The organism is Kitasatospora sp. NPDC023176 (assembly GCF_055560495.1).
In genome coordinates this window covers 125791-141822 of sequence record NZ_JBVHIP010000015.1, presented here as the reverse complement: position 1 = coordinate 141822, position 16032 = coordinate 125791, and the positions used below count along the sequence as shown (strand labels likewise).

Below are 16032 nucleotides of genomic sequence, written 5' to 3'. Positions count from 1 at the left end.
CCCCAACAAGAATCCCCGCGCCCCGACAGGGGGGCGCGGGGAACCGCGCGAGCGGAAGGCCGAGACCCGCACCGACCTCCGACCGCGAAAAAACCCTACGAACCGCTACAGAAGCCTCGTCATCGTCCGATGCGGAATCCCGGCATCGTCATACACCGGCCCCTCCGCCACGTACCCCAGCCGCTCGTAGAACCCGAGCGCCTGCACCTGCGCGTGCAGCTCGACCTCGACGGCCCCGCGCTCGCGCCCCGCCGCCTCGATCGCCCGGACCAGCTCGACCCCGAGCCCGGTCCCCCGAGCCGCCGCGACGACGGCGAGCCGCCCGAGCAGCACCCGTCCCTCGGCGCCCCCGGTCAGCTTCAGCGCCTGGTCACCGAAGATCAGCCGCCCGGTCCCGAGCCCCGCGCCGTCCGTGCCCACGGCCAGCACGTGCACCGAGGTCGCGTCGTACTCGTCGTACTCCAGCTCCTCGGGCACGTTCTGCTCGACGACGAACACCTCGCGCCGGACGGCCCGCACCAGCTCCAGGTCGGCGTCGCCCGAAGCGACCCGCACGGAGACGGCCATCTCAGCTCTCCGAGGCGATGATGTCGAGCGCCTTCTGCAGGTCCGCCGAGTACTCGCTGCTGAACTCGACCCACTGTCCGTCCGACGGGTGCTCGAAGCCGAGCGAGACGGCGTGCAGCCACTGCCGGGTGAGCCCGAGCCGCTTGGCGAGCGTCGGGTCGGCGCCGTACGTCAGGTCGCCGACGCAGGGGTGGCGCAGCGCGGACATGTGGACGCGGATCTGGTGGGTGCGGCCGGTCTCCAGCTTGATGGCCATCAGGGAGGCCGCCCGGTACGCCTCGATCAGGTCGTAGTGGGTGACGGACGGCTTGCCGTCGCGGGTCACCGCCCACTTCCAGTCCGAGCTGGGGTGCCGCCCGATGGGCGCGTCGACGGTGCCGCTCAGCGGGTCCGGGTGGCCCTGGACGAGCGTGTGGTAGCGCTTGTCGGTGATCCGGTCGTGGAACTGCCGCTTGAGGTCGGTGTAGGCCCGCTCGGACTTGGCGACGACCATCAGGCCCGAGGTGCCGACGTCCAGCCGGTGCACGATGCCCTGTCGCTCGGCCGCGCCGGAGGTGGAGATCCGGTAGCCGGCCGCGGCGAGCCCGCCGATGACGGTGGGGCCGGTCCAGCCGGGGCTCGGGTGTGCGGCGACGCCGACCGGCTTGTCGATCAGCACGATGTCGTCGTCGTCGTGGACGATCCGCATGCCCTCGACCGGCTCGGCCACGATCTGCACGGGGGCGGCGGGGGCGGGGATCTCGACCTCCAGCCAGGAGCCGGCGGTCACCCGGTCCGACTTGCCGGCCACGGCGCCGTCGAGCGTCACCTTGCCCTCGGCGGCCAGTTCGGCGGCCTTGGTCCGGGAGAAGCCGAACATCCGGGCGAGGGCGGCGTCGAGGCGCTCGCCCTCCAGGCCGTCGGGAACGGGGAGGCTTCGGATCTGCGCTGCGGTACTCACCCGTACGAGTATGCCGGAAACGCGCGGCGCCCCCTCCCCCGCCGGGACCTGCCCGGTCCCGGCGGAGGGCGGCCCGCTACTTGTCGCCCTTCTCCGCCTGCTGGTGCACGGTCCCGTCCGGGTTGCTGCCGCGGAAGGAGAGCAGCACCACGAGGATGCCGCCGCAGACGATCGCCGAGTCCGCGAGGTTGAACACCGCGAAGTGCTGGACCGAGATGAAGTCCACGACGTGACCGCGGAAGACGCCCGGCGCGCGGAACAGCCGGTCGGTGAGGTTGCCGAGGGCGCCGCCGAGCAGCAGCCCGAGCGCGATCGCCCACGGGAGGCTGTACAGCCGGCGGGCGATCCGCCAGATCACCACGATGACGGCCGAGGCGATCATGGTGAACACGACGGTCAGCGCCTGCCCCATGCCGAAGGCCGCGCCGGAGTTGCGGATCACCTGGAAGGTGACGACGTCGCCGATCACCTTGATCGCCGCGTGGTTCTCCAGCTTGGCGACGACGAGCAGCTTGCTGGCCAGGTCGATCAGGAACGCGAGGACCGCGATGACCAGCAGCACCCCGACCCGGCGCCGGCCCTTGGGCGCGTCCATCGCCGTGGCCCCTCCCGCGGTGGCACCACTCGCGGGGACCGCCCCGTTCTCCGCGGAGCCCGCCCCGGAGGGCCCGGTGGGTTCGGCCACAACCGCCTCCGCGTCATCCGCGGGGTTCGGGACGGCGTCGTCCCGGGTCTGGGGGGAACCTTGCGTACTGATGATCCGCTCCGCTGCCGATGTGAGCCGATGAGGGCCTGAACGCGTCCGTACCGACGAGTCAGGCGACGTTACGGGGTCGAGCGTACGGCAAGCCCGACCCCCCGCGTCGCCCCGGTCGCCCGGCCCGGTCGCCCGGATGGCCCCCCGTCAGCGGCGTTCCTGCTTGGCCTTGCACTGCACGCAGAGCGTGGCCCGGGGGAAGGCCTGCATCCGGGCCTTGCCGATGGCCTGTCCGCAGGACTCGCAGGTGCCGAAGCCGACGCCCTCCAGGCGTTCCAGGGCGCGCTCGGTCTGGGCGAGGCTGTCCCGGGCGTTGTTGGCGAGGGCCAGTTCGCTCTCCCGCGAGATGTTCTTCGTACCGGCGTCCACCTGGTCGTCGCCGGCTCCGTCGTTGGAGTCGCGCATCAGCCCGGAGATGGCGGCCTCGGCGGCGTCGATCTCGCCGCGCAGCCGCTCCAGGTCGCTGATCAGTTCGTCGTGCAGCTCGTGGACCTCCTCGGAGGTCCAGGGATCCTCGCCCGGTCGGACCGGCAGGGTCGCCGGGTCGACCGACTCGGCTCCGCGCGGCACGGTGACGGTGTCGGTACTGGTGTTCTGAGGTGCGGTAGTGGTCACGGTCCCCTCCCCTGGGTCGGCCGCCACGGCCTTGCGTGCCCGCTTGGTGGCGGTACCCGCGCTGGTTGCCTTCTCAGCCATGGCTTCGACCCCATCTACGAACGAATCGAGCCGCCGGTTCCCGGCGGCTTCCAGTGCCGGAACGATAATCCCGATCAAAACCGGTCACAACCTGACATACCGACGCCTCACGATGATCCCACCCAGGCAGCCGCCCCGAGCGCCCCGCCCCGCGAGCTGAGAGACTTGTGCCCACCTCACCCCCGCCTAACCGCCCCCGCCGACCAGCCCGGACCACACCCCCGGACCGGCCTCCCCCGAAACCGTTTGGACAAACCGTCTCGCCCGGCCGATAGACTGACCCTGCAAGGCGCAGATGGGACGAGTACCGACGTACGCAGCCACCAGCGACCCGGGGACGGTGTGAGCCCGGGGGCGTGCACGACGGGAAGATCACCCCGGAGCCGCCGGAAGAACGGTCACCGCGCAGCCCGCGGCGGCCCACTAGACCCGGCAGCAAGCCCAAACAAGAGGGCCGCAGCGCAGTATCCGCGGCCAAGGAGGGTGGTACCGCGGGGCGGCCAGGCCGTCTCGTCCCTCCGGAGGATCCAGTCCCAGCATCCGCCGGAGGTAGACGCCCGCGATGAGCAGCTCCTACAACCCCGTCCCGGCGCAGGTGGACCTGCCTGCCCTGGAGCACCAGATCCTGTCGTTCTGGCAGGACAACAAGATCTTCCAGCGCAGTCTGGAGCAGTCCGAAGGCCGCCCCGAGTGGGTCTTCTACGAGGGCCCGCCGACCGCCAACGGCATGCCCGGCGCCCACCACATCGAGGCCCGGGTCTTCAAGGACGTCTTCCCGCGCTACCGGACGATGAAGGGCTACCACGTCGCCCGCAAGGCCGGCTGGGACTGCCACGGCCTCCCGGTCGAGCTGGCCGTCGAGAAGGAGCTGGGCTTCTCCGGCAAGCAGGACATCGAGGCGTACGGCATCGCCGAGTTCAACGACAAGTGCCGCGACTCGGTGACCCGCCACACCGACGCCTTCGCCGAGCTGACCACCCGCATGGGGTACTGGGTCGACCTGGACGAGGCCTACCGCACGATGGACCCGTCGTACGTCCAGTCCGTCTGGTGGTCGCTCAAGCAGATCTTCGACAAGGGCCTGCTGGTCCAGGACCACCGGGTCGCCCCCTGGTGCCCGCGCTGCGGCACCGGCCTCTCGGACCACGAGCTGGCCCAGGGCTACGAGACCGTGGTCGACCCCTCGGTGTTCGTCCGCTTCCCGCTGACCAGCGGCCCGCTGGCCGGCCGGGCCGCCCTGCTGGTCTGGACCACCACCCCGTGGACCCTGGTCTCCAACACCGCCGCCGCCGTCCACCCGGAGGTCACCTACGTGGTGGCCACCGACGGCGACGAGCAGCTGGTCGTCGCCGAGCCGCTGCTGGCCAAGGCGCTCGGCGAGGGTTGGGAGAGCACCGGCGAGTCCTTCACCGGCGCCGAGATGGAGCGCTGGGCCTACCGCCGTCCCTTCGACCTGGTCGAGATCGAGAACGCCCACTACGTCCTCAACGCCGACTACGTCACCACCGAGGACGGCACCGGCATCGTCCACCAGTCCCCCGCCTTCGGCGCGGACGACCTCGCGACCTGCCGCAAGTACGGCCTCCCGGTGGTCAACCCGGTGCTCGCCGACGGCACCTTCGCCCCCGAGGTCCCGCTGGTCGGCGGCCAGTTCTTCAAGAAGGCCGACGAGGCCCTGGTCGCGGACCTCAAGGAGCGCGGCCTGCTCTTCCGCCACCTGCCGTACGAGCACAGCTACCCGCACTGCTGGCGCTGCCACACCGCGCTGCTCTACTACGCGCAGCCGTCCTGGTACATCCGGACCACCGCCGTCAAGGACGCGCTGATCCGCGAGAACGAGGCCACCAACTGGTTCCCGGAGACGGTCAAGCACGGCCGCTTCGGCGACTGGCTGAACAACAACATCGACTGGGCGCTCAGCCGCAACCGCTACTGGGGCACCCCGCTGCCGATCTGGCGCTGCGAGGAGGGCCACCTCACCTGCGTCGGCTCGCTGGCCGAGCTGTCCGAGCTCACCGGCACCGACCAGAGCGGCCTCGACCCGCACCGCCCGTACATCGACGAGGTCACCTTCGCCTGCCGCGACTGCGGCGGCACCGCCACCCGCGTGCCCGAGGTCATCGACGCCTGGTACGACTCGGGCTCGATGCCCTTCGCCCAGTACGGCTACCCGTACCAGAACAAGGAGCTGTTCGAGAAGCGCTACCCGGCGCAGTTCATCTCCGAGGCGATCGACCAGACCCGCGGCTGGTTCTACACGCTGATGGCCGTCGGCACCCTGGTGTTCGACAAGAACAGCTACGAGAACGTCGTCTGCCTGGGCCACATCCTGGCCGAGGACGGCCGCAAGATGTCCAAGCACCTGGGCAACATCCTGCAGCCGATCCCGCTGATGGACCAGCACGGCGCCGACGCCGTCCGCTGGTTCATGGCGGCCGGCGGCTCGCCCTGGTCGGCCCGCCGGGTCGGTCACGGAACCATCCAGGAGGTGGTCCGCAAGACCCTCCTCACCTACTGGAACACCGTCGCCTTCCAGGCCCTGTACGCCCGCACCTCGAACTGGGCGCCCTCCGCGGCCGATCCGGCCCCGGCCGACCGCCCGCAGCTGGACCGCTGGGTGCTCTCCGAGCTGAACACCCTGGTCCGCGAGGTCGACGCGGCCTTCGAGGCGTACGACACCCAGCGCGCCGGCAAGCTGCTCTCCGGCTTCGTCGACGACCTCTCCAACTGGTACGTCCGCCGCGGCCGCCGCCGCTTCTGGCAGGGCGACGCCGCCGCGCTCGCCACCCTGCACGAGGCACTGGAGACCGTCACCCGTCTGATGGCCCCGCTCACCCCGTTCATCACCGAGCGGGTCTGGCAGGACCTGGTCGTCCCGGTCGCCCCGGAGGCCCCGGCCTCGGTGCACCTGGCGAGCTGGCCGGTGGCCGACGAGGCCCTGATCGACACCGAGCTCTCCCGGCACATGGCGCTGGTCCGCCGCCTGGTCGAGCTGGGCCGGGCCACCCGCGCCGAGTCCGGCGTGAAGACCCGTCAGCCGCTGTCCCGCGCGCTGGTCGCCGCCCAAGGCTGGGAGGAGCTGCCGGCCGACCTGCGCGCGCAGATCGCCGAGGAGCTCAACGTCTCCACCCTGGAGTCGCTGTCTGCGTCTTCCCCGTCCGGGGCGGGCGGCAGTTCACTGGTCGACACCAGCGCCAAGGCCAACTTCCGCGCGCTGGGCAAGCGTTTCGGCAAGGGCGTGCAGGACGTCGCCAAGGCGGTCGCCGCCGCCGACGCCGCCCGCCTGGCCGCCGAACTGCGCGCCACCGGCGAGACCTCGGTCGAGCTGGACGGCGAGACGGTCACCCTCTCCCCCGAGGAGGTGATCATCACCGAGACCCCGCGCGAGGGCTGGGCCGTCGCCAACGAGTCCGGTGCCACCGTCGCCCTCGACCTGGCCATCACCCCGGAGCTGAAGCGCCTCGGCATCGCCCGCGACGCCATCCGCCAGATCCAGGAGGCCCGCAAGAACTCCGGCCTGGACGTCGCCGACCGCATCGTCCTCCGCTGGCGCGCCACTTCGGAGGAGACCGCCGAGGCCATCGCCGAGCACGGTCCCCTGGTCGCCGAGGAGGTCCTCGCCACCGACTTCGCCGCCGGCGCGGCCGACTGGGAGTCCGAGACCTTCACCGACGAATCCCTGGGCCTCGCCTTCCAGCTCCGCAAGGCCTGACCCACCCCGAAGCCGCCGTCACCCCTCCGGGCGACGGCGGCTTCGCCGTACCCGCCCCACCCTCGGCTCCCCCGGCGCACCCGCCCCTGCCTTCCTCCCCTCCCCCACTCCCGCGCCCCGACAGGGGCGAGGAACTGTGCGCGGCGCAAGCCCCCGCCCCGCCTCTGCGCGCCCTCCCCCGATCCGGCCCTCGCCCCACCCCAACACCAAGAGGGCGCCCCCTCCCCGATCCGGAGATCAGAGAGAGGGCGCCCTCAAAAGGCCTTGCTACAACCTCAGTTGTCGCCGTCCTCGTCGATCAGGAAGCCCCGCATCGGCGCGGGAGCCTGCTGCATCGGCTGCGGCGGCTGCGGCCGGACGGCCGCCATCGGCTGGGTCATCCCGGCCGGCTGCATCTGCGGAGCACCGCTGTTGCCACCGCCGGCCTGCCCGCCGAAGCTCGGCGCCGGCACGTTCCCGCCGAAGGAGCTCTGCCCGCCGAAGGACGGCGAGTTGCCGCCGAAGGAGGGCTGGTTCCCGCCGAACGAGGGCGCACCGGAGGTCATCGCGCCGGCACCGGCCGGCGCCATCGACGAGGCCGCCGGGGGCAGCGACGCGGTGGCGGGGATCCGCGGCGGGGCGAGCGAGTCGTCCGCCTGCGACTCCAGCTGGCGCAGCTGGGTCTCCAGGTAGGACTTCAGGCGCGTGCGGTACTCACGCTCGAACGCCCGCAGGTCCTCGACCTTGCGCTCCAGCGTGGCCCGCGCGGACTCCAGCGACCCCATCGCGACGCGGTGCTTCTCCTGCGCGTCCCGCTCCAGGGCGTCGGCCTTGGCACGGGCGTCGCGCTCCAGACCCTCGGCCCGGCTGCGCGCCTCGCCGACGATCTTGTTGGCCTCGGAACGGGCCTCGGAGATCGCCTGGTCGGCGGTCTGCTGGGCGAGCGCCAGCACGCGGGCGGCGCTGTCGCCACCGGGGCCCTGCTGCTGCATCGGGCCGCCGAGCGGGCCGCCCATCTGCTGCTGCTGGCCGCCCATCTGCTGCTGGCCGCCCATGGGGCCACCCATCGGCTGCATCTGCTGCTGCTGGCCCATGCCCTGGCCCATCGGGTTGCCCATCTGCTGCGGGCCACCGGGACCGCCCATGGGCTGGAGCATCTGACCGCCCATCGGCTGGACCAGCTGCTGCTGGCCGCCCATGGTCTGGCCCATCTGCTGCTGCTGGCCGCCGGGGCCCATCGGGCCACCCGGGCCGGCCGGGAGCTGCGGCGCGCCGGAGGGCAGGCCGAGGGGCTGGTTGCCCATCTGCTGCTGCTGGCCACCCGGACCCATCTGCTGCGGACCGCCGGGGCCCATCTGCTGCTGGCCACCCGGACCCATCTGCTGCTGGCCACCGGGGCCCATCTGCTGCGGGCCGCCCGGGCCCTGCTGGCCGGGGACCGGCGGGCCGGATATGGCGGCCGGGACGGGCGCGGCCGGACGCTGGGCGTCCTGCGGCGGTTCCTTCCGCATGTTGGCCTGGTTCTGCGCGGCGGCGCGAGTCGCGGCGGCCAGCTTGGCCCGCAGGTCCTCGTTCTCCCGGAGGAGGCGGGTCAGCTCCGCCTCGACCTCGTCGAGGAAGGCATCGACCTCGTCCTCGTCATAGCCTTCACGCAGGCGGACGGTCGTGAACTGCTTGTTCCGAACGTCCTCGGGGGTCAATGGCATCTCTTCACCTCAACGTGATCGTCGGCACACCGGCATCCTGTCGCATCGCTCACCTACGACTAGGGGTGCACAAGCGAGATCAGGACATACACAATGATCATCAGTACGAAGAAGGACAGGTCGAGCGCCACGCCCCCGAAACGCAACGGCGGAATGAACCGCCGAAGAAGCTTGAGCGGCGGATCCGTGACAGTGTACGTGGCCTCCAGGACCAGGACCATGGCCTTGCCGGGCCGCCACGAACGCGCGAACTGGAAGACCCAGTCCATGACCAGTCGTACGAGCAGGAACACCAGGAAGACGGTCAGGGCGTAGTAGAGCACCGCCCACACGATGTCCATCGCGTTTTCCCTCTCCCCGGTCACGGGCCCTAGGGCCTGCCGCTCATCACCTGTCGCCAACCACTGTTGATCAGATCCACACGTAAAGTCGTGGCCGGGTCAGCTCTGGTTGAAGAACCCACCCTCGGCGATCCGAGCCTTGTCCTCCGCCGTGACATCGACGTTAGCAGGCGACAGCAGGAACACCTTCTGTGTCACGCGCTCGATACTGCCGTGCAGACCGAAGACGAGTCCAGCGGCGAAGTCTACGAGCCGCTTCGCGTCCGTGTCGTCCATCTCGGTCAGATTCATGATCACCGGGGTCCCGCCACGGAACTGTTCCCCGATGGTACGGGCCTCGTTGTAGGTCCGGGGGTGCAGCGTGGTGATGCGGTAGGGCTCTCGTTCGTTCACTACCTTGGGCATGATCACCGGGGCGCTCTTCTCCAGGTTGTGGCGGCGTTCGGGTGTGATGGACGACACGGGGGCCATCCTCGGGGTCTCCTGTCGGATCGGCACCGCCGCCGGGACCGGCTGCGGGGCGATCGAGGAGACCGGAGCGGGCGCGGGGGCGGCGGCCGGCCGGGGAATGTCCTCGGTCCGCTGCCCGGTACGGATCGGCTCGGGGTCCGCGTCGTAGTCGTCGTCGGGGTCGTACCCCTGGCCGTCGTACGTCTCGTCCTCCACGAGGCCGAGGTAGACCGCCATCTTGCGCATTGCGCCGGCCATGCTCCTGTCTCCTCCGCTCATGGCCACCTCGCTGACGCTCGGTGGCTGCTTCGCGAAACGTGCGCCTTCCGATGGTCGCTCGCTTCGCTCGCCCCTGAGGACCGTCCCCGGCGGCCGGGCCGTCGAGGGCCCCGCCTGCGGATTCCGCGATCCCCCCACGACGGCGCGTCAGGTCGACAACCTGTCAGAGTACGTGGAGTGGGGGCCGCGGAGCTGCGATCCACGGTTGGCTAGCGCTTCGGAAAGCTGCTAGCTTCTGTCCTATTTTGTCCTGCAGTCTGATCTACTACCCGGTGACGTTACCCGAGGGGTGACCTCACTCCGAGTACCGCCGTTCCGACGCGTACATGTGTCGCTCCGGCGGCAATCGCCTGCTCAAGGTCACCGCTCATGCCTGCGGAGACCATGGTGGCAGCCGGATGGGCCGCCCGTACGGCGGTTGCGATTTCCGTCAGCCGGTCGAAGGCACGGGCCGGGTCGCCGGCCAGCGGGCCGGCCAGCGGAGCGACCGTCATCACACCGTCCAGACGCAGTCCGGGCGTGTCGGCGATCGCGTCGGTGAGTTCCGCGACGTCCTCGGGGGCGACCCCGGCCCGGTGCCCGCCCTCCCCGTGCTCCTTGTCGAGCGCCACCTGCACCAGGCAGCCCAGCTCCGGGCGCTCGGACTTGAGCACGGCCGCGGAGAGCGACTCGACCAGCCGCAGCCGGTCCACCGAGTGCACGTGGTTCGCGTACCGGACCACCGAGCGGACCTTGTTGGTCTGCAGCTGTCCGACGAAGTGCCAGTCAAGAGGAAGGTTTCTGCACTGTTCCGCCTTGGGCGCGGCGTCCTGGTCGCGGTTCTCCGCGACATCCGTCACACCCAGTCCGGCCAGCAGCGCGGTGTCCTCGGCCGGGTAGGTCTTGGTGACGACGATCAGGGTGACGTCCTCGCGCGGGCGTCCGGCGGCCGCACAGGCGTCCACGATCCGGCGCTCCACCACGTCCAGATTGGTCCCGAGCTCCTCGTACCGGGCCCGCTGGCCCTCGGTCAGGGCCTCGGTGAACTCAGGGCTTCCCGGGAACGGTCCGTAGATGTCGTTCGTCATCAGTGATCAGAGCCCAACCAGACATAGCTCGCGAGCCGGCCCGTGCGCTGCTCGCGGCGATAGGAGAAGTGATCGGCGGATTCGAGGGTGCAGACCGGTGAGCGCACCAGGTCGGTGACGCCCACCGCGGCCAGCTGGGCCGCGACCCCCTCCGGCACGTCCAGCGCCGGGGTCCCCCAGGAGGTCTCGGCGAAGGCCGCCGGGACGGTTCCGGCGACCTCGGCGCGCAGTTGGGCCGGCACCTCGTAGCAGCGGCCGCAGACCGCGGGGCCGGTGGCGGCGGTGATCCGCGCCGGCTCGGCCCCCAGCGCGACCATCGCGCCGACGACCGCGGGCACCACTCCGGCCGCGAGTCCGGGCCGGCCCGCGTGGGCCGCGCCCACCACGCCCGCCACCGGGTCGGCCAGCAGCACCGGGGTGCAGTCCGCGGTCAGCACCGCGAGGGCGAGCGGGCGGTCGGTGACCACCGCGTCCACCGTCGGGGCCTCCCCGAGCGACTGGCGCTCGGTCACCACGGCCACCTCGGCGCCGTGCACCTGGTTCATCCAGACCACGTCGGCCGGGTCCAGCCCCAGCGCCCGGGCCGCGACGGCCCGGTTCTCCCGGACGGCCGCGGGGTCGTCCCCCACCGCACCACCGAGGTTGAGCTCCCCGTACGGCGAAGTGCTCACCCCGCCCCACCTGTCGGTGAAGGCGAAGTGAGCACCCGCGCGTACGGCGTGATCGATCACTTAAGGAAGTCCGGCACGTCGAGCTCCTCGGCCGGGCTCTCGACGAACGGCTGCCGGGCCGGCTGCACCTGCGGCGGCACCGGGGCGGCGGCCGTCGTGGTGGCCGAGGTCTCGGCCTGACGCGACGGGGTGGCCGAGGCCTCCGCCTCCGAACGGGACGTCACCGAGCCGATGTTCCCGTAGGACGGACGACCGGCCGGACGCTCCGGGGCGGCCGGCGGGGTGGCCGGGGCGGCGGGGGTGGTGGACTTCACCACCGGGTCGCGGACGATCGCCGGCGGCTGACCGCCGTCGAAGCCGGCCGCGATGACGGTGACCCGCACCTCGTCGCCGAGCGCGTCGTCGATGACCGCACCGAAGATGATGTTGGCCTCGGGGTGGGCGGCCTCGCTGACCAGCTGGGCCGACTCGTTGATCTCGAACAGGCCGAGGTCGGAGCCGCCCGAGATGGACAGCAGCACGCCGCGGGCGCCGTCGATCGAGGCCTCCAGCAGCGGCGAGGAGATCGCCATCACGGCGGCCGCCTTGGCGCGGTCCTCGCCGCGGGCCGAGCCGATGCCCATGAGCGCCGAACCGGCCTCCGACATGACGGACTTGACGTCGGCGAAGTCGAGGTTGATCAGACCCGGGGTGGTGATCAGGTCGGTGATGCCCTGGACGCCGGAGAGCAGGACCTGGTCCGCCGAGCGGAACGCGTCGAGCACGCTGACCTGGCGGTCCGAGATGGACAGCAGGCGGTCGTTGGGGATCACGATGAGGGTGTCGACCTCCTCGCGCAGCGAGGCGATGCCGTCCTCGGCCTGGTTGGCCCGGCGACGGCCCTCGAAGGTGAAGGGGCGGGTGACCACGCCGATGGTCAGGGCGCCCAGCGAGCGGGCGATGTTGGCGACGACGGGCGCGCCGCCCGTGCCCGTGCCACCGCCCTCGCCGGCGGTCACGAAGACCATGTCGGCCCCCTTGAGGACCTCCTCGATCTCCTCGCGGTGGTCCTCGGCGGCCTTGCGGCCGACCTCGGGGTTGGCGCCGGCGCCGAGGCCCCGGGTGAGTTCACGGCCCACATCGAGCTTGACGTCGGCGTCGCTCATGAGGAGGGCCTGCGCATCGGTGTTGATCGCGATGAACTCGACGCCCTTGAGACCGACCTCGATCATCCGGTTGATGGCGTTGACACCACCGCCGCCGATTCCGACGACCTTGATGACTGCGAGGTAGTTCTGCGGTGCTGCCACGTCGAAGGCCTCTCGCCTCGAATTTCCGGGTCGGCCCGGCCCGACGGGGGCCGTACCGACGGATGTCGATGGGTAGGGAGCCTGGTTTCTGACTGAATGTCCGAAATGCCGACCGCCGACCCCAACCCTAAACTTGACCTTTAGGGTTAGTTCTGTGTCTCCGTCACATCACCAATGGACACAGTCTGGTGACACAGGACACTAGGTGGCTCCGGGCACGCGTTTCAACGAACACGCCGAGCTTCCCTTTTTCTTTTGAGCCTATGTGATCATCGGCCGGCAATGGAAACCGGGGTGACCACCAAGGGTCGGGCCGACACTTCGAGGCGTCAACCCCTCCCTCGGGCACAGAATCTAGCGGATCAGCCGGACACCGCCGGCGCCTCAGGCGCCGTCACGTCGAAGTTGGTGCCCTTCTGCTTCATCAGCGCCAGCAGCACCCGGGCCTTCCGGTCGGTCTCCTCCGGGCTCCCCCAACGCACCGTCGCACCCCCGCTGAGCTGCAGTTCGATGTCGTCGTAGGAGTGCACCAGGACGGATCCGGCGCGCTTGGCGATCTCCGGCGGGAGCCCGGCGGCCACCGCCACCGCACCCTGCACCAACTGGGGCCGGGAGATCACTCCGTCCACGTCCTTCGCGGACTGACTGAGCCGCAGCTCCACCACCGGCACGCCCTGGGGCGGCGCCGCCTCGGTGGCGAAGCTCACGCCGGAGGCATCCACCTGGGTGAACTGTCCGTCATCCCCCTTGACGGCGGCGGCCGCCGTCCGCTGCACCACTTTGACCTGCAGGGTGTGCGGCCAGCCCCGCCACACCTCGGCCTTCGCCACCCGGGGGATCGCCTCCACCCGGTGCCGGACGCCGTCCAGGTCGACCCGGGCCAGCGGGCCGTCGGCCGTCCCGCCGATCGCCTGGCGGACCTGGTCCGACGTCAGCTTGTCGTCCGTCGCGCCCTGGACGGCGACGTCGCGCACGTCCAGCACCGAGGAGAAGAACACCACCCAGGCCAGCCCGCCCAGCACCGCGGCGCCGAGCACGCTCAGCACCACGATGCCCCGCCGGGAGAGCCGGAGGCGGGGAGCGGACTCCTCCTCCAGCTCCTCGTCCAGAGGGTCGGCGAGCCGGCCGTCAGCCACGTCGGCGACCACCCCGGTGGGCCTGGATCGCCTCGTACACCATGCCGACCAGCAGGTCGTCGGCGTCCCGGCGGCCGAACTCGGCGGCGGCCCGGCTCATGTCCCAGAGCCGCTGGGGGTCGGTGAGCACCGGCAGCACGTTCTGCAGCACCCAGTCCGTGGTCAGCTCGGCGTCGTCCACCAGCAGGCCACCGCCGGCCTTGACCATCGGCTGGGCGTTCAGCCGCTGCTCGCCGTTGCCGATCGGCAGCGGCACGAACGCGGCGGGCAGGCCGACCGCGGCCAGCTCGGCGACGGTCATGGCGCCGGCCCGGCAGAGCATCAGGTCGGCCGCGGCGTAGGCGAGGTCCATCCGGTCGATGTACGGCACCGGGCGGTACGGCGGCATCCCGGGGACGTCCGCGACCTGCGGCAGCTCGTTCTTCGGGCCGACCGCGTGCAGGATCTGCACGCCGTACTGCTGCAGCCGCGGGGCGATCGCGGTGACCGTCTCGTTGAGCCGCCGTGCGCCCTGGGAGCCGCCGGAGACCAGCAGGGTGGGCAGCCGCTGGTCGAGGCCGAAGTACTGGCGGGCCTCCGGCCGGGTGGCGTTGCGGTCCAGGGTGGCGATGGTCCGGCGCAGCGGGATGCCGATGTACCGGGAGTCGCGGAGCTTGCTGTCCGGGGTGGAGACCGCGACGAAGTCGGTGTAGCGGGCGCCGATCTTGTTGGCCAGGCCCGGGCGGGCGTTGGCCTCGTGCACCACGATCGGCACGCCGGCCCGCTTGGCGGCCAGGTAGGCGGGCATCGCGACGTAGCCGCCGAAGCCGACCACGGCGTCGGCGTTGACCCGCTCGATGATCTCCTGGGCGGCCCGCACGGTGCCGCGCAGCCGGCCGGGGACGGTGATCAGTTCGGGGGTGGGCTTGCGGGGCAGCGGGACGGCCGGGATGAGCTCCAGCTGGTAGCCGCGCTCGGGTACCAGCCGGGTCTCCAGCCCCTTCTCGGTGCCCAGGGCGGTGATCCCGATGGACGGGTCGTGCCTGCGGAGTGCGTCCGCGAGGGCCATGGCCGGCTCGATGTGACCGGCGGTCCCCCCGCCGGCGAGTACGACATGCACCGAAATTCACCGCTCCCTGCGTGCCGGCCCGGGGGCCGGGCGCGCTGTGGTTCGTCGTCGTGGCAGCACCCGGGCCAGTCGCTTCCTGATCCGGGAGTTCTTGCTCCGGGCGGCCAGGGCCGCCTTCGCGCCCGAAGAGCTGCGTGCCAGGCACAGCAGCACTCCGATCGCGGACATGGCCGACAGCATGGCGGAACCGCCGTAGGAGAACAGCGGGAGCGGGACGCCCGCGATGGGCAGCAGTCCCAGCGCCGACCCCAGGTTGATCATGGCCTGCGCCATGATCCAGGTGGTGGCGGCTCCCGCGGCGTACCTGACGAAGGGGTCCTTCGTACCGATGGCCACACGGATACCCGCGTAGCCTAGTGCCGCGAAGAGACCGATCACCGACAGCGTCCCCACCAGACCGAGTTCCTCGCCGGTCGCGGCGAAGATGAAGTCGGTGTGCGCCTCGGGCAGCTGGCCCCACTTCTCCACGCCGGCACCGAGGCCGGTGCCGAAGCCGCCGCCGAGGGCGAACGAGTACGCGCCGTGCAGGGCCTGGAAACAGGTGCCCTCCGGGTCGAGCTTGGTGACGCCGATGCAGCCCAGGCGCTCGGCCCGGTGCGGGACGGTGATCACCAGGGCGGTGCAGACCACGACCGCCACCCCGAGGGTGGCCACGAACAGCCGCAGCGGTGCGCCGACCATCCAGAGCAGCGCGAACACCATGGCCACCAGGATCATCGAGGTGCCCATGTCACCGCCGATCATGATCAGCGCGAGCAGCAGCAGGGCGCCCGGCACCAGCGGCACCAGCAGGTGCTTCCAGGTGGTGAGGGTGCCGGCCTTCTGCTTGCGGGCGAGCAGGTCGGCGCCCCAGAGCACCAGCGCGAGCTTGGCGAACTCGGAGGGCTGGAACTGGAAGAACCCGAAGTCCAGCCAGTTCTGGTTGCCGTTGATTCGCACCCCGATGCCGGGCACGGCGACCAGCGCGAGCGCGCCGATCACCCCGAACATCACCGGGTAGACGATCACCCGCAGCACCGCCACCGGGACGGAGGCGAAGCCGACCAGCAGGACCAGGCCGAGAATGGCGGCGATCAGCTGCTTGAGGAAGTAGTACTGCGCGGTGTGGTGCTGGTTCAGCGCCAGGATCTGCGAGGCCGAGAAGACCATCATCAGGCCGAGCACGACCAGCAGCAGGGTGGTGCCCACGATCAGCAGGTACGGCGTGAGCGGCCGGTCCAGCCAGTACCGGACGCGGGCCCGGAAGGCCTGCAACCGTCCCAGCGGACCGGCCGACTTGTACTTGGTCGTGGTGGCGGAGATCACTCGCCACGGCTCGGCGGCGTCCTGCTTCG

Annotated in this window: 14 protein-coding genes; 1 reads left to right on the top strand and 13 read right to left on the bottom strand. The window is 71.2% G+C overall.

Features of this window, described 5'->3' with window-relative positions:
* Window positions 1-105: 105 nt before the first annotated feature.
* The 4 genes from ACZ3YL_RS21615 to ACZ3YL_RS21600 all read right to left on the bottom strand — a co-directional run bounded on the left by ACZ3YL_RS21615 (window position 106) and on the right by ACZ3YL_RS21600 (window position 2879).
* Complete coding sequence (locus ACZ3YL_RS21615) at window positions 106-567, bottom strand: GNAT family N-acetyltransferase (protein ID WP_188309280.1); 462 nt, start codon at window positions 565-567, stop codon at window positions 106-108.
* 1 nt (window position 568) lies between these two features.
* Window positions 569-1507 carry an RluA family pseudouridine synthase gene (locus ACZ3YL_RS21610; protein WP_188309279.1) on the bottom strand — a complete coding sequence of 313 codons (939 nt, stop codon included), beginning with the start codon at window positions 1505-1507 and terminating at the stop codon, window positions 569-571.
* Window positions 1508-1583: 76 nt separating this feature from the next.
* Complete coding sequence (lspA, locus tag ACZ3YL_RS21605) at window positions 1584-2267, bottom strand: signal peptidase II (protein ID WP_317621452.1); 684 nt, start codon at window positions 2265-2267, stop codon at window positions 1584-1586.
* 144 nt (window positions 2268-2411) lie between these two features.
* Window positions 2412-2879, bottom strand: coding sequence for a TraR/DksA family transcriptional regulator (locus ACZ3YL_RS21600; protein WP_380407569.1), 468 nt, complete (start codon window positions 2877-2879; stop codon window positions 2412-2414).
* 643 nt (window positions 2880-3522) lie between these two features.
* Here ACZ3YL_RS21600 and ileS point away from each other — a divergent pair.
* Complete coding sequence (gene ileS / locus ACZ3YL_RS21595) at window positions 3523-6672, top strand: isoleucine--tRNA ligase (protein ID WP_465659125.1); 3150 nt, start codon at window positions 3523-3525, stop codon at window positions 6670-6672.
* Between the two features lie 275 nt (window positions 6673-6947).
* On the opposite strand, the gene ACZ3YL_RS21590 is transcribed toward ileS, so the two are convergent.
* The 9 genes from ACZ3YL_RS21590 to ftsW form a co-directional block, all read right to left on the bottom strand.
* Window positions 6948-8357: a DivIVA domain-containing protein gene (locus ACZ3YL_RS21590; protein ID WP_188309276.1), complete on the bottom strand. Its 1410-nt coding sequence runs from the start codon at window positions 8355-8357 to the stop codon at window positions 6948-6950.
* 59 nt (window positions 8358-8416) lie between these two features.
* On the bottom strand, window positions 8417-8698 hold the full coding sequence (locus tag ACZ3YL_RS21585) for a YggT family protein (protein WP_030282903.1): 282 nt from the start codon (window positions 8696-8698) through the stop codon (window positions 8417-8419).
* A gap of 99 nt (window positions 8699-8797) precedes the next feature.
* Window positions 8798-9406, bottom strand: a complete 609-nt coding sequence (locus ACZ3YL_RS21580) for a cell division protein SepF (RefSeq protein WP_188309275.1) — start codon at window positions 9404-9406, stop codon at window positions 8798-8800.
* A gap of 299 nt (window positions 9407-9705) precedes the next feature.
* Entirely contained in the window at window positions 9706-10494 is a 789-nt protein-coding gene (locus ACZ3YL_RS21575) for a YggS family pyridoxal phosphate-dependent enzyme (protein ID WP_188309274.1), read from the bottom strand.
* The gene (gene pgeF, locus ACZ3YL_RS21570; RefSeq protein WP_188309273.1) at window positions 10494-11225 is read right to left on the bottom strand and encodes a peptidoglycan editing factor PgeF; all 732 of its coding nucleotides are present in this window, start codon (window positions 11223-11225) and stop codon (window positions 10494-10496) included. Before pgeF ends, ACZ3YL_RS21575 begins: the two co-directional genes overlap by 1 nt.
* Window positions 11222-12454, bottom strand: a complete 1233-nt coding sequence (ftsZ, locus tag ACZ3YL_RS21565; protein ID WP_188309272.1) for a cell division protein FtsZ — start codon at window positions 12452-12454, stop codon at window positions 11222-11224. Before ftsZ ends, pgeF begins: the two co-directional genes overlap by 4 nt.
* A gap of 362 nt (window positions 12455-12816) precedes the next feature.
* Window positions 12817-13590: a cell division protein FtsQ/DivIB gene (locus ACZ3YL_RS21560; protein WP_188309271.1), complete on the bottom strand. Its 774-nt coding sequence runs from the start codon at window positions 13588-13590 to the stop codon at window positions 12817-12819.
* The gene (gene murG, locus ACZ3YL_RS21555) at window positions 13583-14689 is read right to left on the bottom strand and encodes an undecaprenyldiphospho-muramoylpentapeptide beta-N-acetylglucosaminyltransferase (protein WP_188309270.1); all 1107 of its coding nucleotides are present in this window, start codon (window positions 14687-14689) and stop codon (window positions 13583-13585) included. The genes ACZ3YL_RS21560 and murG overlap by 8 nt, the downstream gene beginning before the upstream one ends.
* 6 nt (window positions 14690-14695) lie before the next feature.
* Window positions 14696-16003 carry a putative lipid II flippase FtsW gene (gene ftsW, locus ACZ3YL_RS21550; protein WP_465659122.1) on the bottom strand — a complete coding sequence of 436 codons (1308 nt, stop codon included), beginning with the start codon at window positions 16001-16003 and terminating at the stop codon, window positions 14696-14698.
* Window positions 16004-16032: the final 29 nt, after the last annotated feature.

Bases quoted from the DNA above. Each gene is read 5' to 3' on its own strand.
- ACZ3YL_RS21615 (WP_188309280.1), bottom strand. From the start codon at position 567: ATGGCCGTCTCCGTGCGGGTCGCTTCGGGCGACGCCGACCTGGAGCTG.
- ileS (WP_465659125.1), top strand. From the start codon at position 3,523: ATGAGCAGCTCCTACAACCCCGTCCCGGCGCAGGTGGACCTGCCTGCC.
- ACZ3YL_RS21590 (WP_188309276.1), bottom strand. From the start codon at position 8,357: ATGCCATTGACCCCCGAGGACGTTCGGAACAAGCAGTTCACGACCGTC.
- ACZ3YL_RS21585 (WP_030282903.1), bottom strand. From the start codon at position 8,698: ATGGACATCGTGTGGGCGGTGCTCTACTACGCCCTGACCGTCTTCCTG.
- ACZ3YL_RS21580 (WP_188309275.1), bottom strand. From the start codon at position 9,406: ATGGCCGGCGCAATGCGCAAGATGGCGGTCTACCTCGGCCTCGTGGAG.
- ACZ3YL_RS21575 (WP_188309274.1), bottom strand. From the start codon at position 10,494: ATGACGAACGACATCTACGGACCGTTCCCGGGAAGCCCTGAGTTCACC.